The organism is Microbacterium sp. 05N427 (assembly GCF_056397105.1).
In genome coordinates this window covers 150,434-176,844 of the sequence record NZ_JBFTMT010000003.1, presented here as the reverse complement: position 1 = coordinate 176,844, position 26,411 = coordinate 150,434, and the positions used below count along the sequence as shown (strand labels likewise).

At 70.1% G+C, this 26,411-nt stretch carries 25 protein-coding genes, 1 tRNA gene and 2 pseudogenes; 13 read left to right on the top strand and 15 right to left on the bottom strand.

Going from position 1 to position 26,411, the window contains the following annotated elements; genetic code table 11:
- Positions 1-52: 52 nt before the first annotated feature.
- Positions 53-745 (bottom strand): iron-dependent transcriptional repressor DtxR, encoded by a 693-nt coding sequence (locus tag AC1DG4_RS04635; RefSeq protein ID WP_477376559.1) that lies wholly within the window; start codon positions 743-745, stop codon positions 53-55.
- Between the two features lie 182 nt (positions 746-927).
- Here AC1DG4_RS04635 and serC point away from each other — a divergent pair.
- Positions 928-1,770: pseudogene (gene serC, locus AC1DG4_RS04630) on the top strand (phosphoserine transaminase); the annotation flags it as partial.
- A gap of 52 nt (positions 1,771-1,822) precedes the next feature.
- Here serC and AC1DG4_RS04625 read toward each other — a convergent pair.
- Complete coding sequence (locus AC1DG4_RS04625) at positions 1,823-2,539, bottom strand: DUF3027 domain-containing protein (protein WP_477376555.1); 717 nt, start codon at positions 2,537-2,539, stop codon at positions 1,823-1,825.
- On the bottom strand, positions 2,532-2,912 hold the full coding sequence (locus AC1DG4_RS04620; RefSeq protein WP_477376553.1) for a cold-shock protein: 381 nt from the start codon (positions 2,910-2,912) through the stop codon (positions 2,532-2,534). The genes AC1DG4_RS04625 and AC1DG4_RS04620 overlap by 8 nt, the downstream gene beginning before the upstream one ends.
- A 115-nt stretch (positions 2,913-3,027) precedes the next feature.
- Here AC1DG4_RS04620 and AC1DG4_RS04615 point away from each other — a divergent pair, with 115 nt between their 5' ends.
- The 3 genes from AC1DG4_RS04615 (at position 3,028) to AC1DG4_RS04605 (ending at position 6,813) form a co-directional block, all read left to right on the top strand.
- Positions 3,028-3,303 carry a multidrug ABC transporter ATPase gene (locus AC1DG4_RS04615; protein WP_477376551.1) on the top strand — a complete coding sequence of 92 codons (276 nt, stop codon included), beginning with the start codon at positions 3,028-3,030 and terminating at the stop codon, positions 3,301-3,303.
- Between the two features lie 22 nt (positions 3,304-3,325).
- Complete coding sequence (locus tag AC1DG4_RS04610) at positions 3,326-5,101, top strand: helicase-associated domain-containing protein (protein WP_477376549.1); 1,776 nt, start codon at positions 3,326-3,328, stop codon at positions 5,099-5,101.
- Positions 5,102-5,169: 68 nt separating this feature from the next.
- Positions 5,170-6,813 carry a DNA repair helicase XPB gene (locus AC1DG4_RS04605; protein WP_477376547.1) on the top strand — a complete coding sequence of 548 codons (1,644 nt, stop codon included), beginning with the start codon at positions 5,170-5,172 and terminating at the stop codon, positions 6,811-6,813.
- A 45-nt stretch (positions 6,814-6,858) separates the two neighbouring features.
- On the opposite strand, the gene AC1DG4_RS04600 is transcribed toward AC1DG4_RS04605, so the two are convergent.
- Entirely contained in the window at positions 6,859-7,761 is a 903-nt protein-coding gene (locus AC1DG4_RS04600) for an alpha/beta fold hydrolase (RefSeq protein WP_477376545.1), read from the bottom strand.
- A gap of 109 nt (positions 7,762-7,870) precedes the next feature.
- Between AC1DG4_RS04600 and AC1DG4_RS04595 the strand changes: the two genes are divergently transcribed.
- Positions 7,871-8,407 carry a TetR/AcrR family transcriptional regulator gene (locus tag AC1DG4_RS04595; RefSeq protein WP_477376543.1) on the top strand — a complete coding sequence of 179 codons (537 nt, stop codon included), beginning with the start codon at positions 7,871-7,873 and terminating at the stop codon, positions 8,405-8,407.
- A gap of 199 nt (positions 8,408-8,606) precedes the next feature.
- Here AC1DG4_RS04595 and AC1DG4_RS04590 read toward each other — a convergent pair whose 3' ends face one another.
- Positions 8,607-9,200 carry an NADPH-dependent FMN reductase gene (locus AC1DG4_RS04590; RefSeq protein ID WP_477376541.1) on the bottom strand — a complete coding sequence of 198 codons (594 nt, stop codon included), beginning with the start codon at positions 9,198-9,200 and terminating at the stop codon, positions 8,607-8,609.
- 123 nt (positions 9,201-9,323) lie between these two features.
- On the opposite strand from AC1DG4_RS04590, the gene AC1DG4_RS04585 reads away from it, so the two are divergent.
- From AC1DG4_RS04585 to AC1DG4_RS04575, 3 genes are all read left to right on the top strand, one after another.
- On the top strand, positions 9,324-10,016 hold the full coding sequence (locus tag AC1DG4_RS04585) for a response regulator transcription factor (protein ID WP_292720678.1): 693 nt from the start codon (positions 9,324-9,326) through the stop codon (positions 10,014-10,016).
- A 3-nt stretch (positions 10,017-10,019) separates the two neighbouring features.
- The gene (locus AC1DG4_RS04580) at positions 10,020-11,726 is read left to right on the top strand and encodes a sensor histidine kinase (protein WP_477376538.1); all 1,707 of its coding nucleotides are present in this window, start codon (positions 10,020-10,022) and stop codon (positions 11,724-11,726) included.
- A gap of 142 nt (positions 11,727-11,868) precedes the next feature.
- A complete protein-coding gene (locus AC1DG4_RS04575) occupies positions 11,869-12,156 on the top strand; it encodes a WXG100 family type VII secretion target (RefSeq protein WP_477376536.1) in 288 nt (95 codons plus the stop codon).
- A gap of 113 nt (positions 12,157-12,269) precedes the next feature.
- Here AC1DG4_RS04575 and groL read toward each other — a convergent pair whose 3' ends face one another.
- The 3 genes from groL to AC1DG4_RS04560 all read right to left on the bottom strand — a co-directional run bounded on the left by groL (position 12,270) and on the right by AC1DG4_RS04560 (position 14,944).
- The gene (groL, locus tag AC1DG4_RS04570) at positions 12,270-13,889 is read right to left on the bottom strand and encodes a chaperonin GroEL (protein WP_477376534.1); all 1,620 of its coding nucleotides are present in this window, start codon (positions 13,887-13,889) and stop codon (positions 12,270-12,272) included.
- 117 nt (positions 13,890-14,006) lie between these two features.
- A complete protein-coding gene (locus AC1DG4_RS04565) occupies positions 14,007-14,612 on the bottom strand; it encodes a LytR C-terminal domain-containing protein (RefSeq protein ID WP_477376532.1) in 606 nt (201 codons plus the stop codon).
- Positions 14,613-14,686: 74 nt separating this feature from the next.
- Complete coding sequence (locus AC1DG4_RS04560; protein ID WP_477376530.1) at positions 14,687-14,944, bottom strand: DUF3263 domain-containing protein; 258 nt, start codon at positions 14,942-14,944, stop codon at positions 14,687-14,689.
- A 115-nt stretch (positions 14,945-15,059) separates the two neighbouring features.
- On the opposite strand from AC1DG4_RS04560, the gene msrB reads away from it, so the two are divergent.
- Both msrB and AC1DG4_RS04550 read left to right on the top strand, forming a co-directional pair.
- The gene (gene msrB / locus AC1DG4_RS04555) at positions 15,060-15,476 is read left to right on the top strand and encodes a peptide-methionine (R)-S-oxide reductase MsrB (protein WP_477376528.1); all 417 of its coding nucleotides are present in this window, start codon (positions 15,060-15,062) and stop codon (positions 15,474-15,476) included.
- Positions 15,473-16,015, top strand: a pseudogene (locus AC1DG4_RS04550) (nitroreductase family protein); the annotation flags it as partial. The gene msrB and the pseudogene AC1DG4_RS04550, both read left to right, overlap by 4 nt.
- Positions 16,016-16,151: 136 nt before the next feature.
- On the opposite strand, the gene AC1DG4_RS04545 reads toward AC1DG4_RS04550, so the two are convergent.
- Positions 16,152-17,144: a DMT family transporter gene (locus AC1DG4_RS04545; RefSeq protein ID WP_477376526.1), complete on the bottom strand. Its 993-nt coding sequence runs from the start codon at positions 17,142-17,144 to the stop codon at positions 16,152-16,154.
- A gap of 73 nt (positions 17,145-17,217) precedes the next feature.
- Between AC1DG4_RS04545 and AC1DG4_RS04540 the strand changes: the two genes are divergently transcribed.
- Complete coding sequence (locus AC1DG4_RS04540) at positions 17,218-17,853, top strand: SOS response-associated peptidase family protein (RefSeq protein WP_477376524.1); 636 nt, start codon at positions 17,218-17,220, stop codon at positions 17,851-17,853.
- Between the two features lie 10 nt (positions 17,854-17,863).
- Here the strand turns inward: AC1DG4_RS04540 and AC1DG4_RS04535 are convergent.
- Together AC1DG4_RS04535 and AC1DG4_RS04530 are read right to left on the bottom strand one after the other, a co-directional pair.
- Positions 17,864-17,936 (bottom strand) — tRNA-Thr (locus AC1DG4_RS04535).
- Between the two features lie 79 nt (positions 17,937-18,015).
- Positions 18,016-18,984: a DsbA family protein gene (locus AC1DG4_RS04530; protein ID WP_477376522.1), complete on the bottom strand. Its 969-nt coding sequence runs from the start codon at positions 18,982-18,984 to the stop codon at positions 18,016-18,018.
- Between the two features lie 283 nt (positions 18,985-19,267).
- Between AC1DG4_RS04530 and AC1DG4_RS04525 the strand changes: the two genes are divergently transcribed.
- Both AC1DG4_RS04525 and AC1DG4_RS04520 read left to right on the top strand, forming a co-directional pair.
- Complete coding sequence (locus tag AC1DG4_RS04525) at positions 19,268-20,371, top strand: ABC transporter ATP-binding protein (protein ID WP_477421095.1); 1,104 nt, start codon at positions 19,268-19,270, stop codon at positions 20,369-20,371.
- An 81-nt stretch (positions 20,372-20,452) separates the two neighbouring features.
- On the top strand, positions 20,453-21,757 hold the full coding sequence (locus AC1DG4_RS04520; protein WP_477376518.1) for a DUF4032 domain-containing protein: 1,305 nt from the start codon (positions 20,453-20,455) through the stop codon (positions 21,755-21,757).
- A gap of 293 nt (positions 21,758-22,050) precedes the next feature.
- Here the strand turns inward: AC1DG4_RS04520 and AC1DG4_RS04515 are convergent, their stop codons facing one another.
- The 4 genes from AC1DG4_RS04515 to AC1DG4_RS04500 form a co-directional block, all read right to left on the bottom strand.
- Positions 22,051-22,692 carry an NAD(P)-dependent oxidoreductase gene (locus AC1DG4_RS04515; RefSeq protein ID WP_477376516.1) on the bottom strand — a complete coding sequence of 214 codons (642 nt, stop codon included), beginning with the start codon at positions 22,690-22,692 and terminating at the stop codon, positions 22,051-22,053.
- 184 nt (positions 22,693-22,876) lie between these two features.
- A complete protein-coding gene (rlmB, locus tag AC1DG4_RS04510; RefSeq protein WP_477421094.1) occupies positions 22,877-23,902 on the bottom strand; it encodes a 23S rRNA (guanosine(2251)-2'-O)-methyltransferase RlmB in 1,026 nt (341 codons plus the stop codon).
- Positions 23,895-25,322: a cysteine--tRNA ligase gene (cysS, locus tag AC1DG4_RS04505; protein WP_477376512.1), complete on the bottom strand. Its 1,428-nt coding sequence runs from the start codon at positions 25,320-25,322 to the stop codon at positions 23,895-23,897. Before cysS ends, rlmB begins: the two co-directional genes overlap by 8 nt.
- A 97-nt stretch (positions 25,323-25,419) precedes the next feature.
- Positions 25,420-26,397, bottom strand: a complete 978-nt coding sequence (locus AC1DG4_RS04500; RefSeq protein WP_477376510.1) for a zinc-binding dehydrogenase — start codon at positions 26,395-26,397, stop codon at positions 25,420-25,422.
- Positions 26,398-26,411: the final 14 nt, after the last annotated feature.

Here is a 26,411-nt window from a genome sequence, read left to right as displayed (position 1 = left end):
GCGCGCACAGGCGATGTCCAGCCGGCGAGCCTCCCGGCGACCGTGGAGTTCCTCAGGCGACCAGGAAGATGTGCGAGGCGAGCTCGACCGGGAGCTCGAGGCCCTCGTCCTGCCCGTCCACCTCGATGAGCACGTAGCCCTCGTTGAAGCGGAACCGGCCGCGCGCCCCGGGGACGACCCCGGCGTCGCGCAGCTGCTGCAGCAGCTCTGGGTCCACCTGCGCGGGCTCGGCAAGACGGCGCACGGTACCCTCGGTGGGCGTGCCGGCTGTGTTCATGTGCTCGACGAGGCCGATCACGCCCTCATCGAAGGTGCGCGCCGCGGTGCCGCCGAGCTGGTCCAGCCCCGGGATCGGGTTGCCGTACGGCGACTCGGTGGGGTGCCCCAGCAGCTCGACCAGGCGGCGCTCCACCTGCTCGCTCATGACGTGCTCCCAGCGGCAGGCCTCTTCGTGCACGTAGGCCCAGTCCAGCCCGATCACGTCGGAGAGCAGGCGTTCGGCGAGACGGTGCTTGCGCATCACGTCCACGGCTTTGCGACGCCCGGCCTCGGTCAGCTCGAGGCGGCGATCCTCGGAGACGACGACGAGGCCGTCGCGCTCCATCCGGCCGACCGTCTGCGACACCGTGGGACCGGAATGCCCGAGGCGCTCGGAGATCCGGGCGCGCAGGGGGACGATGTTCTCCTCCTCGAGTTCGAGGATGGTGCGGAGGTACATCTCCGTGGTGTCGATCAGATCTGCCATCGATCCCCCTTGTCGTGCCGCGGATGCGGTCGCCTGCTGTTAGGCAAGCCTACCTTCTGCGGATATGCGCCGGCGCTGCCGCGGATGCCCGGCAGCGCAGGATCGCCGTGCGACGGCGCAGAGCCCGTCGCACGGTGTCACACGGGCAAGGGCAGCCCCTCGACGGCACCTAGAATCTGTGCATGGCGATCGAGATTCCCCGCGACCTTCTGCCCGTCGACGGCCGCTTCGGATGCGGCCCCTCCAAGATCCGCCCCGAGCAGGTGAGCGCACTCGCCGCCGTCGGGTCGAGCCTGCTGGGCACCTCGCACCGCCAAGCGCCGGTGAAGAACCTCGTCCGCAGCGTCCGCGAGCAGCTCGCCTCCCTGTTCCGCCTTCCCGAGGGCTACGAGATCATCCTCGGCAACGGCGGATCCACCGCGTTCTGGGATGCCGCCGCATTCGGCCTCATCGAGAACCGCGCGCAGAACCTCGTCTCGGGCGAGTTCGGCGGAAAGTTCGCGAAGGCCGCGGCGGCGCCGTGGCTGCAGGCGCCCGATGTGCGCAAGGCGGAGCCCGGTTCGCGCGCCGCGGCAGAGATCGTCGATGGCGTGGACGTCTACGCCTGGCCGCACAATGAGACCTCGACCGGTGTCGCCTCCCCGATCCGCCGCGTCTCCGCGGACGGCGCGCTCACCGTGATCGACGCGACCAGCGCCGCCGGCGGGATCGACTTCGACGTGACCGAGACCGACGTCTACTACTTCGCCCCGCAGAAGAACCTCGGATCCGACGGCGGCCTCTGGTTCGCCGCGGTGTCGCCTGCGGCCGTCGAGCGGATCGAGCGGATCGCCGCATCCGGGCGCTACATCCCCGAGTTCCTCAGCCTGAAGAACGCGGTCGACAACTCCCGCCTCGAGCAGACGCTCAACACTCCGGCACTGACCACGCTGCACCTGCTGGACTCCCAGCTGCAGTGGATCAACGGCAACGGCGGACTCGCCTGGGCCGCCGCGCGCACGCACGAGTCCTCCCAGGAGCTGTGGCGCCTTCTCTCGTATCGGCTGCTCTCCCGGGCGCTGCCCGGGAGGCGGATGCTCACTCCTCTTCGGAGTCGCCGTCCTCGTCGTCATCGTCCGCGTCATCGTCATCGTCGGAGTCGACAGAGTCGTCATCATCCTCGGAGTCGACGGAGTCGTCGAGCTCATCGATGTCCACGCCGTCGAGGTCCCCCGCGTGCAGACGCGGCGCCGCCTCATCCTCGTCGTCGTCGTCCAGCTCGTCCTCATCGAGATCGTCGTCGTCGATGTCGGACTCCGCCTCGAGCGCATCAGCAGGAAGCTCATCGGATCCGCTCGCCTCCACGTCGTGCTGAGCCGAGGCGGCGAGCTCCGCCTGGTGCGCGCGGTAATCGGCGAGACGCTCGGCCCACGGCACCCACTCGGGCGCGAGCAGGGCGCCGTCTCCCGGAAGCAGTTCGGCCTCCAGCACGGTCGGCTCGTCGTCGCCGACCTGCGCGACGGACACCGTCCAGTACCAGCCCGGGTAGCCGCCGAGGCGGTTCTCGAAGAGCAGCGAGACCACGCCGTCGACCTCGGGGAGGTAGCCGGCGGCCGGCCCCACCGACGCCGCGGGAGTGATCTCGTGCAGGGCGGAGAGCGCCAGATCGCGCGCGTCCAGCAGGCGCTCGCTCACATGCAGGATCGCAACGGGCTCATCGTCCGAGAAGCGCTCCTCGACCGCCGGCGCGACCGTCTCGGCCGTGGCCTGCACGGGCATGATCGGCTCGACGCCGGTGACATCGCTCTCAGGCATCGAAGTCCTCGGCCACATTGCGCAGCACAGCGGCGATCTTGCGGCCGTGGCTGGAGGAAGGGTAACGGCCGCGGCGGAGGTCGCCTCCGATGCCGTCGAGCAGCTTCACGAGGTCCTCGACGATCACCGCCATGTCGTCCGCGGGCTTGCGCTTGGTCTTCGCGAGACTCACGGGCGCCTCGAGCATGCGCACGGACAGCGCCTGCAGACCACGCTTGCCGTCGGCGACACCGAATTCGACTCGGGTGCCGGCCTTGACCGCGGACCCGGCGGGGAGGGACGAGGCGTGCAGGAAGACGTCCTGGCCGTCATCGGTGGTGATGAAGCCGAACCCCTTCTCGTCGTCATAGAACCTGACCTTGCCGGTGGGCATGGGAGAACCTCGCTGCAATACTCGGGCGCCGGATCCGTGCGGATCCGGTCGGGACGCGTGCGGAAGCCCCGCACCCCACCAGCCTACCGGTCGCGGAGCGGGTAGGCTGGGACGGATGAGCACTCGGCCGCCTGCCCCCGAGCCGGAGATCCGCGGGATCGATCGGTTCCTGACGTTCGGCGCRCTGACGCTGGCCGCACTCTCCGTGATCTGCTTCTTCGTGATCATCATCGCGACCGCGGTGGGGATGAAGCAGGCCGACTTCACGCACGGCGCCTGGCCCGTCGTGGGCGTGTTCCCGTTCTGGGGTCTGCCGATCGCGTTCGTCATGATCATCGTGCTGCTCATCATGAGCATCGTGCGGAGAGGCCGCGCCGCGCGGCGCTCTTGACGCGCCGAGAGCTGGTCTCCCCATGAGCACCCATGCGCGCCTTCTCGCCGAGGCGCTGTCCGCGCGCACCGATGAGGAGCTCTCCGCGCTCTTCGGCCGCCGCGAGGTGCGACCGGACGCGGGCTGGAACGACTTCTTCGACGCCGCCGAGGCACTGCTGGATCCGTCCTCCCTCGCGCGCATCCTGCCCCGGCTGACCCGCGCCGAGGCCGGTGGGCTCGTGGCAGCGGCATCCGGCGAGGATCCCGGTTCCGTCGCGGAGGCCCTGCGAGATCTCGCGCTGCTCTCCCCCTCTGGCGCGACGCTGCCGCCGTCGGTCGCGGCCGCAGTCGCCGGACGCGATGCGCCAGGCGCCGCGGTCGCGGCAGCCCCGGGATCCGCACTTCTCGCCGGGCACGGCGATGAGCCCGCAGCGGCTCGCGCGGCCGAACGGGCGTTCACCACGGTCGCCACCCTCGCCGACGCCCTGCTGCTCGCCGAGGAGGGGCCGCTCGCGCTGCTCGCCGGAGGTACGGTCGGGCTCTCCGAGAAGCGTCGGCTGAGCGAACGCGGTCTCCCCGATGATCCGGCTTTGCTCGACGATGTGCTGGCTGTCGGCACGGCCGCGGGACTGCTCCGGCCGATCGGTCGCACCCTGCTCCTCTCCGCCGCCGGCGCGGCCTGGCTCCGGTTGCCCGGCACCGAACGATGGGCGCAGCTGGTCTCCGGTTTCCGAGATGCACTGCCCGATGTGCTGCGCACCGAGGACGGCGGCTGGATCCCGCTGCGGGAGTGGGGGCACGAACACCCCTGGGACCCCGCCTGGCCCGCTCGTATCGACGCCCTGCTCCGGCAGGCGCGGTTGCTCGGCCTCGTCATGGACGAGCGAGCAAGCCCCGAAGGCCTCGAGGCTCCGTGGGCCGCAGCACCGCGGCACGGAGCGGATCCGGACCCCGCGGCCCTCGCCGCCTATGTTCCTGCCGAGGTCGACCGGATCTTCCTGCAGAACGACCTCACGGCGATCGCACCGGGCCCCCTGCTGCCCGCCCTCGATCTGCGGCTGCGCGGCATGGCTGCGCGGGAGTCGGCGAGCCAGGCCTCGTCCTATCGCTTCACCGCCGATTCGCTCAGCACGGCGCTGTCCGCCGGTGAGACCGAGCACGGCGTCCTGACGTTCCTCGAGGAGATCTCGCTCACCGGGGTGCCTCAGCCGCTGCGCTACCTGCTGGCGCAGAGCGCGAGCAGGCACGGCCAGGTGCAGGTGGGCACGGACCCGGAGACCGGGCGCACCCGCGTGCGCAGCCGCGACCCGCACCTGCTGGAGGCGATCGGCGTGGATCAGGCCCTGCGTCCGCTGGGCCTCGTCCCCGAGAACAGTGCGGAGGACGGCACCGTGCTGACCACGCGCGTCAACCGCGACACCGTGTTCTGGGCGCTCACCGACGAGCACTACCCTGCCGCTCTCGTCGACGCGGAGGGCGCTGTCGAGCGTCCGGTGCGCACCACCGCCGAGAGCGCGCCCCCGCCGCCCTCTGACACGCAGCGCTACGGGACGCTCATCGCGCGCCTGCGCGAGGCCCGTGAAGGCGATGCGGATGCCGCCTGGCTGGAGCGCGAGCTCGAGCACGCCGCGAAACAGCGCGCCGTGCTCGCCGTCGAGGTCGCGATGCCCGACGGCACGGCGCGGGAGCTCGTGCTCGAGGTGACGGGCTTCGGAGGCGGGCGCGTGCGCGGCCGCGACCGGGCGAGCGACGTCGAGCGCACCCTGCCCATCCGCTCGATCCTCTCCACCCGCGCGATCGAGGACACCGGATCCTGATGCCTCGAGACGGTCTCGTCCGGGCGGCGGGCGCCCGCGGCCCGGCACGACCGGTAGACTGATCCGCTATGTCTGATGGCCCGCTGATCGTCCAGAGCGACCGCACCGTACTGCTCGAGGTCGCACATCCCGACGCCGAGAGCGCCCGGCACGAACTCGCGATCTTCGCCGAGCTGGAGCGCGCGCCCGAGCACATCCACACCTACCGGGTCACCCGGCTGGGGCTGTGGAACGCGCGCGCCGCCGGCCACACGGCCGAGGACATGCTCGAGACCCTGGACCGCTGGTCGCGGTTCCCGGTGCCGCCCTCCGTGTCGGTCGACATCCGCGAGACCGTGAACCGCTACGGCAGGCTCGTGATCGAGCGGGACGACGAGGGCCTGCTCATCCTGCGCTCCACCGACCCCGCTGTGCTCACCCAGGTCGCGGGGAACAAGCGGATCCAGCCGCTGCTCGTGGGGCATCCCTCCCCCGACGCCTACGTCATCGACGCCTGGGCCCGCGGGCAGATCAAGCAGGAGCTGCTGAAGATCGGCTGGCCCGCCGAGGACCTCGCCGGCTACACGCCCGGCACCCCGCACGAGATCACGCTGGTCGAAGACGGCTGGACGATGCGCCCGTATCAGCAGGACGCGGTCGACGCGTTCGCGAAGGACGGATCCGGCGTCGTCGTGCTCCCCTGCGGCGCCGGCAAGACGATCGTCGGCGCCGGTGCGATGGCCGCGACCAGGACGACCACGCTCATCCTGGTCACGAACGCCGTCTCGGCGCGGCAGTGGCGCGACGAGCTCATCAAGCGCACGAGCCTGACCGCCGAGGAGATCGGCGAGTACTCGGGGCAGGTGAAGGAGGTCAAGCCGGTCACGATCGCGACGTACCAGATCCTCACCGCGAAGCGGAAGGGTCAGTACGCGCACCTCTCGCTGCTGGATGAGATGGACTGGGGCCTCGTGGTCTACGACGAGGTGCACCTGCTGCCCGCGCCGGTGTTCAAGCTCACCGCCGATCTGCAGGCGCGGCGCCGGATCGGCCTCACCGCCACGCTCGTACGCGAGGACGGCCGCGAGGGCGACGTGTTCAGCCTCATCGGACCGAAGCGCTTCGACGCGCCGTGGAAGCAGATCGAGGCACAGGGCTTCATCTCCCCCGCCGCGTGCTACGAGGTGCGCGTGGACCTGCCGCCGGACGACCGGCTGGAGTACGCCGCCGCGACCGACGACGAGCGCTACCGCCTCGCCGCCTCCGCGCCGGCCAAGATCACCGCGGTGCGCGAGCTCATCGCGAAGCACCCGGGCGAGCGCATCCTCGTGATCGGGCAGTACCTCGACCAGCTCCAGGAGCTGTCCGGGGCCCTGAACGCCCCGTCGATCACGGGCGCCACGCCCGTCGACGAGCGCGAGGAGCTGTACCGCCAGTTCCGCGAGGGCGAGATCGAGCTGCTCGTGGTCTCCAAGGTCGCGAACTTCTCAATCGACCTGCCCGAGGCCTCGGTCGCGATCCAGGTCTCCGGATCCTTCGGCTCGCGGCAGGAGGAGGCGCAGAGGCTCGGGCGCCTGCTGCGCCCGAAGCAGTCCGGGCACACGGCGAGCTTCTACACGCTGATCGCCCGCGACACGGTCGATCAGGACTACGCGCAGAACCGTCAGCGCTTCCTCGCGGAGCAGGGCTACAGCTACACGATCCTGGACGCGCACGAGCTCGAGGCCGCCTGACCGCTCCCCCGCCGTGCGCTCGCCCGCCGCGATCCCTCCGGGCCCCTACACCGCGCCTGCGAACCAGTCCAGGCTCAACCGCACGACGTCGTCGGGCCTGTCGTCGGTGAGGAAATGCGCGCCGCCCTCGACGAAGGCCAGGGCTAACCGGTCGGCGTGCTCGGCGTCGTTGCGGCAGACGCGGCGCGCCGTCGGCTCGGCGAACGGTCCGTCCTGCCGGCCGAACACGCACAGCATGGGCGGATGCAGCCGCATTCGCTTGTAGACCCCGCGCATGAGCCGCATCGACACCGGAATMACCATGCCGCGGTACAGCGCGGTGACGGCGCGCTCGACCTCGGGTCGCTCATGGACGCTCAGATACGTGTCGATCGTGCTGTCGGCCATCGGCTGCGCCGCATAGTGCGGCCCGAACAAATATCGCAGCGAACGCCCGGGACGATGAGCAAGCAGAGCAGGCATGTGCGCGAACGCCGGCATCACTCGGGGCGTGAACTCCATGAACCCCGGCGGCACCGAGACCTGGACGATCGCACGCACGCGCCTCGGACTCCGGTACGCGAGCTGCATCCCGGCGATCGCCCCCATGTCGTGGCACAGGAGGAACGCGCTCTCGATGTCCAGAGCGTCGAGCACCGCCTCGACGTCGTCGACCTGCGACTCGGCGTGGAACCTCGGGTCCTCGCTCTCGGTCCAGCCGGATCCTCGTAGATCCGGGCAGAGCACCCGGTATCCCTGCGCGGCGATCGCGGGCGCGATCAGATGCCACTGCCACCAGTGCATCGGGAATCCGTGCAAGGCGACGACCGGCTCGCCCTCCCCGATGACCGCGACGTGCGTGCGCAGGCCCGGAGTCTCGATCATGAGGTGCTCGAAGCCGTCCGCCTCGGGGAGCGGCGGAGACCACGTGCGTCCGACCGCCCCCTGTGAAGACGCCTGCGTGTCCATGGCGAGACCTCCCTGTCGTCGCACAACGCGGGTCCCTTGGCCCGCCGATCTGATATTACTACGTTTATAGTGTCGCGTCACTAGGAACATAGTAGTTACCCTCTTCCTCATGAGCAGTACCCGCCGCCGCGCCCTCGATGCCGCCGTGACCCTGATCGGGACCGAAGGCATCCGATCGCTCACGCATGGGAAGGTGGACGCCGCAGCCGCGCTGCCCGCGGGCTCCACGTCGAATCACTTCCGCACCAGGGCCGCCCTCGTCGCGGGCGTGGTCGAGTGGCTCGCCCAGCAGGAGCGCGCGGACGGAGGCCTTCCCGAGCCCCATAGCCGGGACGAGCTCGTGACTCTGCTCTCCCGCATGGGCGCCGCGCAGACAGGCCCGCTGGCGACGCGCACCCGCGCGAGATACGCACTGTTCCTCGAGGCCGATGACGACGCGATCCGGCCGCTGCGAGATCAGCGCCGGGGCATGGAGGAGTGGATCCGCGGCGTCCTGACGGAGCTCGGCGGCGAGAGCGCGGCACGCAGCACGACGTTTCTGATGGCAGCGTGCGACGGTCTCCTCCTGCACCGTCTCACGGTGGACCCGGACGCGCCGATCGCCGACGTGATCGCTCGTGCAGTGGACGCGGCACTGCGGAGCTGAGCCCCGTCACCCCTCGGACCGGGCGGACGATTCCTCGCCAGGGCTCAGCCCGCAGCGCCAGCACGGTGCGGCGAGGTCATCGAGCAGCGCGCCGCATTCAGGGCACACCCGTGAGAGCCAGCACGCCGCATCACCGACGCGCTCCTCGTCGTCCATGCTCTGAACGCTCCTTCGCGGCCCGCCGACCGGATCCGAACGCTCAGGTCTGCGGGATGACGGTCAGCACGCGGGCGGTGAACTCGGCGAAAGCGGTCATGAACTGGCGCAGGAACTCCTCGGTCCCCGGCGTCGTCACGCGGCCGTCGTCGTCGATGAGGCCCGGCGAGTAGTGGATGTAGGCCTCGGGCGCGGTCATCTGCCGTGCGTTGAGGAAGCCGAGAGTGCCGCGCAGCGACTGCTGACCGACCGCGGTGCCGATCGCGCCCATCGACGCGCCCACGACGCCGGTCGGCTTGTGCGCCCATACGTTCTGGCCCCAGGGTCTGCTGCCCCAGTCGATCGCGTTCTTCAACGGCCCTGGCAGCGAGCGGTTGTACTCGGGCGTGACGAAAAGCACCGCGTCCGCGCTCGCCACCGCGGCCTTGAAGTCGAGGGCGACCTGCGGATAGTCGGCGTCGAAGTCGCGGTTGTACAGCGGCAGGTCGGCATAGGAGATCTCGAAGAACTCGAAGCCTTCTGGGGCCAGATGAGTCAGCGCGTTCGCAAGGCGGCGGTTGATGGACTCCCGGGAGAGGCTGCCGATGACGACGCCGACACGGTACGGTCCTTCGTGCTCGATGATGTCGATCTTCATGGGTCTCACTCTGCACCCGGAGAGGCCTGATCGTCACGTTTCCTGAGCGGTCACATAGCCATTCCCTAGGGAAGTTCCGCCTGCAATCAGCGCGAACACGGATCGGGTCACCATAATGGGGGCATGACTGAAGCGCGCATCCTGGTCGTCGACGACGAACCCAACATCCGCGATGTCCTCTCCACGGGCCTGAGCTTCGCCGGATTCTCGGTGAAGACGGTCGCCAACGGCGCCGCCACGATCTCGGCCGTGCTGGAGGAGGAGCCCGACCTCATCATCCTCGACGTGATGCTCCCCGACATGAACGGGTTCAGCGTCACCAAGCGCCTGCGGGGCGCCGGATTCACGGCGCCGATCCTGTTCCTCACTGCGAAGGACGACACCGAGGACAAGATCGAGGGCCTGAACGCCGGCGGCGACGACTACGTCACCAAGCCCTTCGCGCTGGACGAGATCGTCGCCCGCGCGCAGGCGATCCTGCGTCGCACGATGCAGGCGGACGAGGAGTCCGTGATCCGCGCAGGCGAGCTGTCGATGGATCAGGACACGCACGACGTGTTCGTCGGATCCACCCCCATCGAGCTCAGCCCGACGGAGTTCAAGCTCCTCCGGTACCTCATGCTCAACCCCAACCGCGTGCTGTCGAAGGCGCAGATCCTCGACCATGTCTGGGAATACGACTTCAACGGCGACGCAGGCATCGTGGAGAGCTACATCTCGTACCTCCGCCGCAAGATCGATCCGCACACCGAGGAGCCGGTCATCCAGACCAAGCGCGGCTTCGGCTACATGCTCAAGGTGGGGAAGTCCGCGTAACGGATGGCAGAGCCCGACGCGATCACGCGATGGTGGCGCCGGATCAGCCTTCGCGCGAAGGTGACCGGCGTCACCGTCGGCGTGCTCGCGCTCGGTCTGGTCGTCACGGGAGTCGGCACCATGCCGATTCTGCGCAATCTGCTCATCGACAACGTCGAGTCCCAGCTGCCGACGCTCGTGACGAGCGACCTGGCCACGATCACCCCTGACGGCTCCGGCGCGTTCAGCGTCACCCTGAAGGACGAGACGCTCGGCCTCGCCGACTACGTCGTCGCCGTCTACGACACGGCGGGCGCGCTCGTGTACTCCGGCGGGGGCGCACCGAAGGCCGTCAAGCCCGAGTTCCCCACCTCCTACCCGCTGGCCCGCGCCACGCTCGACGCCGGACGCACGGAGCCGATGGTCCTGCGCGGCGCGGACGGATCCGAGTTCCGCGCGGCGGTGGCGGTCCGCGAGGATCCGAACACCAACATCACCTACATCCAGATGGTGGCGGTCTCGCTGGACGAGCCCGATCGCATCCTCGCGACGTTCTTCGGCGTGTTCACCACGGTCGCGCTCGTGACGATCATCCTCGCGGCATTGGCGACCCGGGGTTTGGTGACTCTCGCGTTCCGCCGGCTGGGACGCGTGGAGTCCACGGCCATGGCGATCGCCGCGGGCGACTTCAGCCAGCGACTCACGGACCTCGAGCCGACCACCGAAGTCGGGCGGCTGAACGGCGCCATCAACACGATGCTCGACCGCCTGGATGCGGCGATCGCCCAGCGCGACCGCTCCGTGCAGCAGATGCGCCGCTTCGTCGGCGACGCCAGCCACGAGCTGCGGACACCGCTCGTGAGTGTGCGCGGCTATGCCGAGCTGTACCGGATGGGTGCCATCAAGCCCGGTGAGGACACCGCGCGCGCGATGGACCGGATCGAGAAGGAGGCGCTGCGGATGGGCGTGCTCGTCGAGGATCTGCTCGCCCTCGCCCGCCTGGACGAGCAGCGCGAGCTGACCATCGAGCCGCTCGACCTGCGTCCGCTCGCGCAGGACGCCGCCCTCGATCTGCGCGCGGCGGCGCCGGAGCGCCCCGTGACGGTCGTCGACATGACCGCCGAGGCGCATCCCACGGATCCGCCCGCTCTTTCGGCCACCGCGATCACACGGCCAGCCCCGGTGACGCGCAGTACGCCCACGCGGGGCCGCATCCCCGCGATCCTGCGCCGTCGTCCGCGAGACGGCGACCCGGTTCCCGAGATCGACTTCTCCGAAGCGATCGTCGCTCCCGTCTCCACCCCGCCGATCGTGCTCGGCGAGGAGAACAAGGTGCGCCAGGTCATCGCGAACCTGCTCGGCAACGCCCGGCGATTCTCCCCTGGCGATTCCCCGATCGAGGTGGTCGTCGGTGCGGATCGGCGCAGGGACGTGGGCTGGTTCTCGATCGTGGATCACGGCGAGGGCGTCCCCGAGCAGATCCGGGATCAGATCTTCCAGCGCTTCTGGCGCGCGGACTCCTCCCGCACCAGGGACACCGGCGGTGCGGGCCTCGGCCTCGCGATCGTGGCGTCCATCGTGCGGGCCCTGAACGGTTCGGTGCAGGTGAGCGAGACGCCGGGGGGCGGCGCGACGTTCACCGTGTCGCTGCCGCTCGCTGCGCCGCGGGCGACGCCCGAGCACCTGCTGCAGGACACCCAGCCCATCGAGCCGCTCGATCTGTCGCGCTGAGGGCCCCTTCGCCGGCGCCCGGATCGGTCCGCACATCGCGGACGCGGCGGGGTTCCGCACCGGTTGCGTGATGAACCCCGACCGGCGTGGCCCTGCTCCCTATCGTCGAACGCATCCGATGCACCTCGACGAAAGGATCCCCATGACCGTCTTCAGCGTCGACACCGACGCGGTCTCCACCACCCGGCTCTCCGTGCAGGCCACCGCCGAGCGGCTGCAGAGCGACACGGCGACGATGCTCTCGCAGCTCACGCTGCTGCAGGCGTCCTGGCGAGGACCGGCCGCCCTCGCGTGTCAGAATGCCGCGGAGCAGTGGCGCGGTGCGCAGGCTCACCTCGAGCAGGCGCTCGCGGCGATCGCGCAGGCCCTCGGATCCGCCGAGCAGTTCTACACGCAGGCCGAGAGCGAGTCGGCGGCGCTGTTCCGCTGAGCGGGCTCGCAGACGCGCAGACGCGCAGACGCGCAGACGTGCGCAGGCTCGCTCAGCGGACGGAGAAGGCCCCCGGGACGGATCCCGGGGGCCTTCTCGAAAGGGGGTTGGACTCAGAAGTCCATGCCGCCGGACGGGTCGCCCATCGGGGCGGCAGCCTTCTCGGGCTTGTCGGCGACGACGACCTCGGTCGTGAGGAACAGGCCGGCGATCGACGCGGCGTTCTGCAGCGCCGAGCGGGTGACCTTGGCCGGGTCGATGATGCCCTGTGCGAACATGTCGCCGTAGGCGCCCGTGGCCGCGTTCAGGCCGTGGCCCGTGGGCAGCTCGGAGACCTTGTGCGCGACGACGCCCGGCTCGAGACCGGCGTTGAGCGCGATCTGCTTGAGCGGAGCCTCGATCGCGACGCGAACGATGTTCGCACCGGTCGCCTCGTCACCCTCGAGCTCGAGACCCGCGAGGGCCTTCGTGCCGGACTGGATCAGGGCGACGCCACCACCGGCGACGATGCCCTCTTCGACGGCGGCCTTCGCGTTGCGGACGGCGTCCTCGATGCGGTGCTTGCGCTCCTTGAGCTCGACCTCGGTGGCCGCGCCCGCCTTGATGACGGCCACGCCGCCGGCGAGCTTGGCGAGGCGCTCCTGCAGCTTCTCGCGGTCGTAGTCGCTGTCGGTGTTCTCGATCTCGCGACGGATCTGGGTCACGCGACCGGCGATCTGCTCGGCGTCGCCGGCACCCTCGACGATCGTGGTCTCGTCCTTGGTGACGATGACCTTGCGCGCACGACCCAGCAGGTCGAGGGTCGCGTTCTCGAGCTTGAGACCGACCTCCTCGGTGATCACGGTGCCGCCGGTGAGGATGGCGATGTCCTGCAGCTGCGCCTTGCGACGGTCGCCGAAGCCCGGAGCCTTGACGGCGACGGACTTGAAGATGCCGCGGATCTTGTTCAGCACCAGGGTCGCGAGCGCTTCGCCCTCGACGTCCTCGGCGATGATGACGAGCTCCTTGCCGTCCTGGATCACCTTGTCGACGACGGGCAGAAGGTCCTTGATGTTCGAGATCTTCTGGTTCGCGATGAGGATGTACGCGTCCTCGAAGACGGCCTCCTGGCGATCCGGGTCCGTGACGAAGTAGGGGTTCAGGTAGCCCTTGTCGAAGCGCATGCCCTCGGTGAGCTCAAGCTCGGTGCCGAAGGTCTGGGACTCCTCGACGGTGACCACACCCTCCTTGCCGACCTTGTCGATGGCCTCGGCGATGAGCGCGCCGATCTCCGGGTCCGCGGCCGAGATCGACGCGGTCGCGGCGATCTGCTCCTTGGACTCGATCTCCTTGGCGGAGGCGAGCAGCTCGGCGGTGATGGCGGCGACGGCCTTCTCGATGCCCTTCTTCAGGCTGATCGGGTCGGCACCGGCGGCCACGTTGCGCAGGCCCTCGCGGACGAGCGCCTGGGCGAGCACGGTCGCGGTCGTGGTGCCGTCTCCGGCGACGTCGTCGGTCTTCTTGGCGACCTCCTTGACGAGCTCCGCGCCGATCTTCTCGTACGGGTCGTCGAGCTCGATCTCCTTGGCGATGGACACGCCGTCGTTCGTGATGGTGGGGGCGCCCCACTTCTTCTCAAGCACGACGTTGCGGCCACGCGGGCCGAGGGTCACCTTGACCGCGTCGGCCAGGATGTTCAGGCCGCGCTCGAGACCGCGACGGGCCTCCTCATCGAAAGCGATGATCTTTGCCATGAGTTCTGTCGTCCCTCCTGGACGTAGACATTGGGTTTAGCACTCAGATCAGTCGAGTGCTAAACCCAGTCTGGCACTCGACCCCTGTGAGTGCAAGCCGCGGAGGGCCGTCAGGCCTCAGCCCGTCGCGCCGTCGCCCGACGTGTCAGCGGGGGTCGGCTCCGTCGTCGGGGCGTTCTTCGCGAGATCCAGCCCGAGCACCACCGTCAGCTGCTTCTGGCCGGCCACGACATCGTCGCCGTACTGGCCGCTCAGAGCGATCTTCGTCGCCCCGATCAGGTTCGCGAGCGCCTGCGCCGCGGACTTGTCCGCCTCCGACTTGTAGTAGACGGTGGTCGCGGGGAAGTCCTGCTCGCTGGCGTCGCTCGCAGCCACGGCGTTCCCGGCGAACCCGGCGGCGACGATGGTGTCGCGCGTGCTCGCGGCGAGGCCGTTCGCGGTGGTCGCATTCAGCACCAGCACGGCGTACGACGTGTCCAGCGCCGGGGCGGAGGCGGTCGCCGTCCGCGAGACGCTGGGCATCGGCGTTCCGCCGTCGAAGCTGATCTTGCCCATGGCGAGCATCGCGGCGAAGATGCCGACGGCGATGAGCACCGCGGTCGCCACGGCGGCCCAGAGCAGTACGAACCAGCCGCGCATCCCGGGGTTCTCGGCGCGGTGGGCGCCGACGCGACCCTGTGCGTGCGGGATCACGTCGAATCGGTCGCGGGCGGAGTCTGGCATTCCACGATGTTATCCGGGCTGCTCCTGCGGTTTCCGTGAACGACAGGCCGTGAGCACGAGGTGCAGCCCTCGCCTCAGCCGGCGGAGAACGCGGTGCGACCAGCCCGACGCGCGGCCGCATCCTCGCGCATCCGGCGCAGACGGCGCACCAGCATCGGATCCTCGACCAGCGCCTGCTCGGAGTCGATGACCCGGTCCAGCAGCTGGTAGTACCGCGCCGGCGTGATCTCGAGCTCGGCGCGGATCGCCTCCTCCTTGGCACTGGAGTGCCCGGGACGCCGCGCCTCGAACGCGAGGATGACGCGTTCGCTGTCGCTGAGGAGGTCCGTCACGCTCCCAGGCTACGTCGCAGCGCGCGCCGTCCGGGGACGGCGCGCCCTCTCCGCGCCTCTCCGCGCCCCTCCGCACCCGGAACGCGGGAGAATGGATCCGACCCCGGGAGGATCCATGTCGCACCGCGTGACCAAGACCGACGCCGAATGGCGGGCAGAACTCGACCCGCAGCAGTACGCCGTGCTGCGCGAGGCCGCGACCGAACGGGCGTGGACCGGTGAGCTGCTCGACGAGCACCGCGCGGGCCTCTACACCTGCGGCGCCTGCGGCTCCGAGCTGTTCCGCAGCGGCACGAAGTTCGACTCGGGCTGCGGCTGGCCGAGCTTCTACGAGTCCGTCCGCCCAGAGGCCGTCCAGCTGATCGAGGACACGAGCCTCGGCATGACCCGCACCGAGGTGCGCTGCGCGAACTGCGGTTCGCACCTGGGCCACGTCTTCCCGGACGGGTTCGGCACGCCGACCGGAGACCGGTACTGCATGAACTCGATCGCGCTGTCCTTCCAGCCCGACGATTCCGCCGCCGAGGCATGAGCGCACTCGACGCCGTCCAACGCCGCCAGTCCTGGTCCAAGGTGACCCCCGAGGCGCCCACCCGGGAACAGCTGCTGCCGCTGATCGCCGCCGCCGGCCGGGTCGCGGATCACTCCTCGCTCCGGCCGTGGCGCCTGATCGAGCTGCGCGGAGAAGACCGGGAGCGGCTGGGAGCCTCTATCGCGGAGGCGACGGGCGACTCCTCGCCGTCGTCCAAGCCGCTGCGCGCATCACTCCTGATCGCCGTCGTCGCCAGCTACCGGCGCAGCGACAAGGTGCCGCACTGGGAGCAGGAGGCCGTCGCCTCCGGCGTCGCGCACGTGCTCAGCCTGCTGCTCGACGAGGCCGGCTGGGGCGTCATCTGGCGCACGGGCGGATACACCCGTACCGCAGCCGTGGCGCGCGCACACGGGCTCGGCCCGGACGAGGAGCTGCTCGGATGGCTCTACGTGGGCGGCAAACCGGGCAAGGAGCCGGGCCGGCGCACGCCCGTCGACGCCGAGGCGCTGCTCTCCCGCATGCCGGCCGAAGGAACGGACGACGTCGGCGCGCCGGCGCAGGAGCCCGGAAAGCCCGACGCCCGCGGGAAGAAGACGAAGAAGGCGAAGAAGGCCGCCAAGAAGGCGAAGAAGCGCGCCGAGGAGCGGAAGAAGGCTGAGAAGGCGGAGCGACGGCTCAGGAAGGCGGAGAAACGGAGCTGAGCCGACGGCGGCTCCGCCAGGGCAGCGCGGCCAGCACCGAGAGCACCGCGGCGAGCACCATGACGACGACCTGCCACGCCGCGGGTCCCGCCGCAGGAGGCCAGATGAGATCGATCAGCACCGATACCGCCAGCTGACCGAGGACCGCGCCGAGTCCCATCAGCAGCACTCCCGTGCGGGCTACGATGACGACGCCCAACAGGATGTAGCAGGCGCCGAGCAGCCCGCCCAGGTACAGCCACAGATCGCCGGGGAACTCCGTCGGGAACGGCTCATGCGCTCCCGTGACGAGCAGGCTCGCGCCCGCCGACACGGACAGCACGAGCACTCCCCCGAGGAAACTCATGTACGTCGCACCGAGAGGCGACGCGATGCGCTGTCCGAGCCTGCCGTTCACGGCCGACTGGAACGCGATGCCGGCCCCGGCGAGGAACGGCAGCACCAGCATCCACAACGGCGCCCGGCCGAGCACGTCCCCGCCGAGCGAGACGCCGACCGCGACGAGGGCGCACACGCCGCCGATGAGCCGGCCGGGAGTGATGGCCACCACGCCCGCCGGCCCGAAACCGAACCGGTCCAGCAGCAGGCCGTGCAGCGTCTGGCCCGCGACGACGCCCACGCTGAACAGGGCCACCCCGAGCACGCCCGCGACGAGCCCCTGCGTCGACACGGTGAGCGCGCCGCAGGCGCCGCCGAGCAGCATCCACCACGGCACGCTCCCCGTGCGGATCCCCCGCCAGAGGCGTCCGAGCGCGGCGCGCCCCGAGCGCGTGAGCAGCACAGGGAAACTCAGCAGCACGAGCCCCACCGCGAAGGACACCCAGCCGGCGAGTATCCCGTTGTCCAGGTGCACCCCGAGCTGGCCGTTCACGCGTGCCTGGATCGCCGTCATCGCCCCGATGGCGACCGCTCCGCCGAGCGCCAGAGCGGTGCGACCGCGTCTCGGCGTCGGGGAGTGCACTGTCACTGTCCCGAGCCTACCGCCGCACGTGCGCTCACCCGGTCTCGCCGATGTCCGAGGGCGGAGGTACGCTCCCTCCATGTGCGCGAGCTACGGTCTGGATCCCCGGTTCAGCGATCAGCAGCTGATCGAAGAGGCCGATGACGAACTCATGGAGGGCATACGCGGCTGGGCGCGCCGCAACGCCGATGAGACCCTGCGCCCGACCGGTCGTCTGCTGCGCAATCTCAATCCGATCCTCGTGCCCTCGGAGTCGCGAACACCGCAGCTCGAGGAGGCCTGGTGGGGCTTCCTCATCGACGGCAGACCTTCGCGCTTCCCGTCGATCAACACGCGCTCCGAGCGCCTGCAGGAACGCCCGGGAAGCCTGCACGGCAGGGCGATCGTGCCCGCCACGCGCTGGTTCGAGATGCAGAAGCCGTCCAAGACGTGGCACGAGTTCGGCCTGCAGGGCGCGCTGTTCGGCATGGCGGCGGTGACACAGCGCGGGCGCGCCGAGGACGGATCCTGGTTCACCTGCTACTCGATCGTGATGCAGCCCGCGCCCGAGCGCCTGGCCGGTATCCATGACCGCATGCCGGTGCTGCTGCCCGCGGCGTTCGCCCAGGACTGGTTGAACGGCGCGGCCACCCGCGAACTCATGGACGAAGCACTGCTGGCCTCAGCGGACGCGACGCAACGGGTGCAGAGCGCATCCATGACCGCATCCCCCTGAGCAGGGTCGGAGCCTCCTGCCGGACTCGAACCGGCCACCTGCGGTTTACAAGGCCGCTGCTCTACCAGATGAGCTAAGGAGGCGAGAGTGGCCCGAGAGCCGCTCCCAGCGTAGCAATCCGCGGCGCCCCGGCATGCACGCACCGGGGCGGATCCGCGCGCGTTACTTCGCAGTCGTGGGCGACGGCGTGGGTGAGACCGTCGGGGCGCTCGTACCGTAGTAGGAGTCGCTCGCGACAGACAGCACGAACTGGCTGAACTCGGCGGCATCGGTGAGGGATCCGGCGTAGATCTGGCCGTTCACGACGATCGTCGGAGCGCCGCTCAGGGCGCCCTTCTTGGAGCCGGGCAGCGGACCGTCGACAGCCCGCTGCGTGACATCCTTCACCCAGGAGTCGTAGGTGCTGTCGTCGACGCAGTTCTGCAGACCCTTGGCATCCTTGACGCCGCTCGAGACGGCGAGATCGATGAGTTCCTTGTCGCTCTTGCCGTCGGTGTCCTGCTTCGGCTGGTCCATGAGGAGCGCGTGATTGAACGCGTAGAACACGTCGGGCTGCATCGAGGCGACGCAGGCGGCGGCGGACGCGGCGCGCAGCGAGTACTTGGTGCCGTTGGAGTTCGCGGTCAGCAGGGCGACGGGGTGGTACGTCACGGTGGCCGCATCCTGATCGACCCAGGTGGCGAGCTGCTTCGCATTCGCGCGCTCGAAGTCGCTCGCGCCCGGCGAGAGGTAGTCGACGTAGACGTGGACGTCGACCGTTCCAGCGGTGGCCGTCGGGTCGGGCGTCGGCGTCGCGGTTCCGGTGGCCGCAGGCGTGCCCGCGGTGGTCGGAGACGGCGTGGGCGTGCTCGCGGATCCGGCACGCGCGGCGGCGAGATCCTCCTTGGTCACGACGACTCCGTCGTCCTGGAGGTTCGACGGGGTGAGCGACGGCTTCGACACGGCGGAGCCGACGGCCCAGGCCACGGCGCCTCCGGCGGCGCCGACGACGACGATCGCGACCACGGCGATGATCACTCGTCGCATGATCCGCGCACGGGACTGCTTGGCGTTCACCTGCTGGGCCTTCTCCCGCACGGCCGCACGTGAGTGCGAGGGCGTGGGGACGTTCGGCGTTTCGTCGCTCGACATCGTTCCTCTTGATTCCTCGGGATGGGCATCCCCGTAGCCTGCTGCCGACGGGAGCGGCACGGCACGGTTCGATGCTAGCCAGGGAGGCTGAGAAATGACCAGACGGCCCCTGGCCGGCCCCTGCGAGATTCGGCTCGGAAAGCGCTTCACCGGTGATGCTGGACCCACCGGGAGCTCTCGTGTCATACTGATCCCGGCCCGATGGCGGGCCACGGCGGGTTCACCCTCGTCGCTTTTTCACTACGGATCGTCCGGCACGTACCTGCCGGTGAAGGAGAAGACAATGGCAACTGTGACCTTCGACGAGGCCACCCGGCTCTACCCCGGCGGCACCCGCCCCGCGGTCGACAAGCTGAACATCGAGATCGCCGACGGCGAGTTCCTGGTTCTGGTCGGCCCCTCCGGCTGCGGAAAGTCCACCTCCCTGCGCATGCTCGCCGGCCTCGAAGAGGTCAACGCGGGCCGCATCCTCATCGGCGACCGGGACGTGACCGACGTCCCGCCGAAGGACCGCGACATCGCGATGGTGTTCCAGAACTACGCGCTGTACCCGCACATGACCGTCGCCGAGAACATGGGCTTCGCGCTCAAGATCGCCGGCGTCGGCAAGGACGAGCGCGCCGCACGCGTCCTCGAGGCCGCCAAGCTCCTCGACCTGGAGCCGTACCTCACCCGCAAGCCGAAGGCGCTCTCCGGCGGCCAGCGTCAGCGCGTCGCCATGGGCCGCGCCATCGTGCGTCAGCCCCAGGTGTTCCTCATGGACGAGCCGCTGTCGAACCTCGACGCCAAGCTCCGCGTCCAGACCCGCACCCAGATCGCCTCGCTGCAGCGCCGCCTGGGCGTCACCACCGTCTACGTCACGCACGACCAGACCGAGGCGCTGACCATGGGCGACCRCATCGCCGTGCTCAAGGACGGCCTGCTGCAGCAGGTCGGCTCGCCGCGCGACCTGTACGAGAACCCGCAGAACGTCTTCGTGGCCGGCTTCATCGGCTCCCCCGCGATGAACCTGTTCACGTCCGACCTCGCCGACGGCGGCGTGCAGTTCGGCTCCGAGGTCGTCCCGCTCGACCGTGAGACGGTCAGCGGCGCCACGGGCTCGCAGGTCACGATCGGCGTGCGTCCGGAGGACATCACGGTGGGACCTGCCGACGGCAAGGGCCTCTCGGTCGTCGTCGACCTCGTCGAGGAGCTCGGCGCGGACGGCTACCTCTATGGTCACACCGAGATCAACGGCAAGCGCACCGACCTGGTCGCGCGCGTCGACGGCCGCAGCCACCCGAACGCCGGCGAGACCGTCACGCTCGCGGCGAACCCGGGCCACGCGCACGCCTTCGACATCGAGTCGGGCGAGCGCCTGAACAAGAAGCCGATCGCCGCTTCCTGATCACCGTCTGATCGACGCGGCGCGGGGGTTCTCCCCCGCGCCGCGTCGTCGTCTCCCCCGCCGATCCCCTGAGGAGCACCGTTGAAGGACGCGCTGACCATCACCGCGAGCGCCGTGGATCCGGGACTGCTGTCGCTGCCCTGGTCGCAGCCGCTGTCGAAGTGGCCGTCCGAAGTGATCGTCTCGCTGCCGAAGGGCCTCTCCCGCCATCTGGTGCGCTTCGCCGATCTGTCCGGATCCGTCGTCGCCGTGAAGGAGACCACGCAGGAGATGGCGCGCCGCGAGTACGAGATGCTGGGCAACCTCGCCCGTCTCGACGTTCCCTGCGTCTCCCGGGTCGCCGTGATCGCCGGTCGCGCCGACAGCAAGGGCGAACCTCTGCCTGCGGCGCTGGTGACCTCCCACCTGCGCTTCTCGATGCCGTACCGCGCGCTGTTCACCCGGGTGCTGCGGCCGGATACCGCAACGCGCCTGGTCGACGCGCTCGCGCTGCTGCTCGTGCGCCTGCACAACGTCGGCTTCTACTGGGGCGACGTGTCGCTGTCGAACGCGCTGTTCCGCCGCGACGCCGGGGCGTTCGCCGCCTACCTCGTCGACGCCGAGACCGGCGAGCTGCACGAGGAGGGGCTGACCGACGGGCAGCGCGCCTACGACCTGGATCTGGCCCGCACGAACATCGCCGGGGAGATCCTGGATCTCGCCGCCGGCGGACGGCTCGAGCGAGGGGTGGATGCGGTCGCGATCGCGGACGGCATCGTGTCGTCGTACCGCTCTCTGTGGGCCGCGCTCACCGCGCACGAGTCGTTCGCCGCGGGCGAGGCCTGGCGGATCACCGAGCGCGTGGAGCGGCTGAACGCGCTCGGCTTCGACATCGGTGAGATGTCGATCCAGACCACCGCCGGCGGCACTCGGGTCGAGATCGAGCCGAAGGTCGTGGACGCAGGCCACCATCAACGCCGCCTCATCCGTCTCACCGGCCTGGACGTCGAGGAGAACCAGGCCCGGCGGCTGCTGAACGACCTGGACGAGTTCCGCGCCCGCTCCACCAAGCACTGGGCGGACGAGGAGATGTACGCGCACGAATGGCTCACGCGCGTGTTCGAGCCGGTGGTGCGCGCGATCCCCTACGACCTGCGCGCCAAGCTCGAGCCGGCCGAGGTGTTCCACCAGGTGCTCGAGCATCGCTGGTACATGTCGCAGGCGCAGGGCAGGTCGGTGTCCCTCGCCGAGGTGCTCACCTCGTACATCAACGACGTGCTGCGGCATCGCCGCGACGAGGCGACGATCATGGGCCCGCCCACCGAGACGATGTCACTGCCGGTGATCACCGGATCCGTCCCCGTCGACGACGAGGATCCCGACATCGACTGGCGCGACCTCGTCTGAGGCGCACCCGGCGTCCTTCGTCTCGCTGCGCTCGCTCAGGAACCGGTGCGGCCGGGCGTCCTTCGTCTCGCCGCGCTCGCTCAGGAACCGGTGCGGCGGGGCGTCCTTCGTCTCGCTGCGCTCGCTCAGGAACCGGTGTGGCCGGGCGTCCTTCGTCTCGCTACGCTCGCTCAGGAACCGAAACCATCGGGCGTCCTTCGACTCGCTGCGCTCGCTCAGGAACCGGTGCGGACACCGGTTCCTGAGCGAGGAGCGCAGCGACGAGACGAAGGACGCCCGCCCTCAGGTGCGGGTCAGTAGCCGACGGTGAAGCGCTCGCGGCGGTGCTTGCCGTTCTCGATCTCGTCGACGACGGCGACCGCGAAGTCGGCGCCGGAGATGGTCGAGGTTCCGTCGGCGTCACGCACGACCACGTCTCCGCCGTCCCGGTAGGAACCGGTGCGCTCGCCCTCGGCCCACGGGCCGAAGACCTCGGCGGGGTGCACGAAGAACCAGTCCAGCGAGGCGTCGGCGTTCTGCAGCACGGCGAGGGAGTCGATGCCGACCTGCGCCTCGTGCTTGTACTCGTCCGGGAAGTCGAGGTCGATCAGGCGAGGGCCGCCGGGCGCCGACAGGCTGCCGCCGGCACCGCCGACGACGCTCACGCGCGTGCCCGTGCCGTTGAGCTTGTCGACCAGCGCGGTCAGAGCGGGAATGACCGCCTGCTCCATGTCACCGCGGGGGGACAGCGCGGACACCACGACGTCGGCGTTCTCGAACACGTCGCCGAGGGTGTCGAGGTCGGTCACCGAACCCTGCACGTTCGTGACGCCGTCGACGGGAGCAGTCGGCTCGGAGCGCGAGACCGAGACGACCTCGTGTCCGCGCGAGGCAGCTTCCTGCACGATGTGACGACCGGCGTAGCCGGTCCCTCCGATGACGACGATGCGAGCCATGCGCGTTCCTTCCGTTCGCGTCCCGGTTGTTTCTGCACCGGGTACGGCAGATGCAAGGATCCGCTGCCGTGCACTATTCCGCGTCGACCGGATCCTGCACGGATGTGCGCGTCCGGTCAACACGATGCGCTGTGGGTCATGCGCCGCACGGCGCGCCTATGGCGCCGTGCGGTCCTGCGGAGCGTCAGCCCTTCGCGGCGCGGACGGTCGAGACCTGGTACAGCGCGACCGAGGCGGCGATGCCGGCGTTGAGCGACTCGGTGGTCGCAGAGATCGGGATCGAGACGATCTGGTCACAGGTCTCGGTGACGAGACGGGAGAGCCCCTTGCCCTCGGAACCGACCACGATCACGACCGGCCGGTCAGCGAGCTCGATCGCCGGCAGCGAGACGTCGCCGCCGCCGTCGAGACCGAGCACGAACACGCCCTGCTTCTTGAACTCCTTGAGCATGGAGGTGAGGTTCGCGGCGAGTGCGACCGGGATGCGGGCCGCAGCTCCTGCACTGGTCTTCCACGCGGCGGAGTTCACGCTCGCGGAGCGGCGCTGCGGCAGGATCACGCCGTGCCCGCCGAACGCGGCCGTCGAACGGATGATCGCACCGAGGTTGCGGGGATCGGTGATCCCGTCCAGCGCCACGAACAGCGGGGTCTGGCCGCGGTCGATGACCTCCTCGAGCAGATCCTGCGGATGCGCGTACTCKTACGGCGGCACCTTGAGCGCGACGCCCTGGTGCACGCCGTCGAAGCCGGCCATGCGGTCCAGCTCCTGACGGGTGACCTCGAGCACGGGGATCTCGCGGTGCCGGGCGATCGCGAGCATCTCCTTGACGCGGTCGTCCATCTCCACACGCTGCGCGATGTACATCGTGGTCGCGGGGATCTTGGTCCGCAGGGCCTCGAGCACCGAGTTGCGCCCGGTGACGGTCTCGGTGTCGTTCGACGCCGACGAGGAGGACACTCGACGGTTCGGGTTGGATCCGCCCTGCGGCTTCTGGCCCGCGCCCGATCGCGATCCGGGACGACCCTTGCCGCCCGAGGCGGCGTAGCGCTCCTGCGCCGCCTTGCGCTTGCCGGCGACGTGCCAGGCGCGATCCTCTGCCTTCGGCGTGCTGCCGCGACCCTCGAGCGCCTTGCGGCCGTTGCCCCCGCTGCCCTTGGTGGCGCCCTTCTTCTTGCTGTTGCCCGCTCCGGGCCTGCTCGGCTTAGCCATCGATACTCCAATGAGTTCCGTCTGGAGTGTCCTCCAGGGTGATGCCCGCCGCACCGATCGCATCGCGGATGCGGTCGGCGGCGGGCCAGTCCTTGTCTGCGCGGGCCTGCGCGCGCTGGGCGATCATCGCCTGCACGAGCGCATCCAGCGCGGTGGTGGTCTTCGTGTCGGATCCGGACGCCTGCCACTCGGGCGAGAACGGGTCGATGCCGAGCACGCCGGTCATCGCCCGCACGGCACTCAGCGTTGCGCGCACCTCGTCGGCGTCGCCGCGGTCCAGAGCGGCGTTGCCGCCGCGCACGGTCTCGTGCAGCACCGCGATCGCCTGCGGCACGCCGAGATCGTCGTCCATGGCCGAGATGAACGCGACAGGAAGGGATCCCATCGCCATCCAGCCGTGCCCGCCGACCGTCCGCTGCGCCCGTTCCAGGAACGTGCGGATCCGTCCCAGCGCCGCCTCGGCCTCGCTCCACGACGAGTCGGAGAGGTCGAGGCTCGAGCGGTAGTGCGCCGCAGCCAGCGCGTAGCGCACCACGAGCGGATCGTGCCGTGCCAGCACATCGGCGGCGAGCGTGAAGTTGCCGAGCGACTTCGACATCTTCTGCCCGTCGACGGTCACGAGGCCGTTGTGCACCCAGTACCGGGCGAACGCGTCGCCGGCCGCGGTCGACTGCGCCAGCTCGTTCTCGTGGTGCGGGAAGCGCAGGTCGAGACCGCCGCCGTGGATGTCGAACTCGGGGCCGAGATAGCGCCGCGCCATGGCCGAGCACTCGATGTGCCAGCCGGGACGCCCGACTCCCCAGGGGGAGGCCCAGGTGGCATCGGCCGGCTCGCCGGGCTTCGCGCCCTTCCAGAGAGCGAAGTCCTGCGGGTTGCGTTTACCGCGCGGCCCTTCGACGGGCTCGGCGACCGGTTCCTGCACTTCCATCGCGTCGACGGACTGGTGCGTGAGCTCGCCGTACGCGGCCCAGCTGCGCACGTCGAAGTACACGTCGCCCGATGCGTCGGCCGCAGGGTACGCATGGCCGCGCTCGATGAGGCGCTCGATGAGCTCATGCATCTGCGGAATCGACGCCGTGGCCCGCGGCTCGTAGGTCGGAGGCAGGATTCCGACGGCGGCGTACGCCGCCGAGAACTCCTGCTCCATCCGGTACGCCAGCCCCCACCACGGCTCGGCCTCAGTCGCGTTCGCGAGCACCTTGTCGTCGATGTCGGTGACGTTGCGAACGAACGTGACCCGCCCGTAGCGCAGCTGCAGCCAGCGCCGCAGCAGGTCGAAGCTCAGCGCCGCCCGCACATGCCCGATGTGCGGGCCGGACTGCACGGTGGGTCCGCACACGTACATCGTCACGTTCGAGGAATCGAGCGGAACGAAGTCGCGCAGTTCCTGCGCGCGCGTGTCATGGAGGCGGATCGTCACCGCTCAAGCCTACCGGGGCGCCCCTGCGAGACCGCGGCGGGTTTCCGGGGCGATCGCGCGCGCCGTGCGCGCGGTCGCACCCGGATCGGCCCCGCGGTCAGGGACGCAGCAGGATCTTGCCCTCGCGCCCGGCCCGGAGGTTCCCCTCCGACGCCTCGGCGATCTGCTCGAACGGCAGCGCCGCGGCGACCGGGAGCGTCAGCACGCCCTCGCGGATGCGCTGCAGCAGCTCGCCGAAGAGCGCTCCGCGCTGGTCCGCGGGCATCGCCGCGGCGACCTTCGAGCCCCAGAAGCCGCGCACCGTGAGCTGCTTGAAGATCACGTCCCCGGAGGAGATGCGCATGGTCGGCGTCGCCATCGCGCCGAACACCACGAGCAGACCGCCTTCGCCGAGCATGGTGGCGACCTCACCGCTCGCGTCACCGCCCACCGAGTCGATGCCGGCGCGGATCGGCGCGCCGCCGGTGAGAGCGCGCACCTGGTCCTGCCAGTCCTCCGCGTCGGTCGCGACCACGTTGCGCACACCCTGCGCCTCGAGCTCCGCGATCCCCTCCGCCCGGCGGACCAGGCTGACCACGTGCACGCCGCGGGCGGCGCCCAGCTGGGCGACCATGCGCCCGACGGCGCCGTTCGCGGCGTTCTGGATCATCCAGTCGCCCGCCGCGAGGCCCAGCGAGTCCAGCACGCTGATCGCGCTGAACGGCATGGAACCGAGCTGCGCGGCCTGCTCGTCCGGAATGTCGTCGGGCACCGGGATGAGCCCTGCGGCCGAGGCCAGCACGTACTCCGCCCACGCTCCGAACGCGCCGCCGGCGGTGACGCGTCGCCCGAGCAGCGCGGAGTCGACGCCTTCGCCGACCGCGTCGACGACCCCGACCGCCTCGGTGCCGGAGCGGGCCGGCAGCTCGGGCTTGTAGCCGTAGAGGCCGCGCACGGTCAGCAGGTCGTGGTTGTGCACGGTGGCCAGCAGCACCCGCAGCCGCACCTGTCCCGGTCCTGGCTCGGGCGACGGCACGTCCTGCACCGACAGGACTTCGGCGGGATCCCCGAAGGAGGAGTGGACGAGTGCACGCATGGCGATGGCCTCTC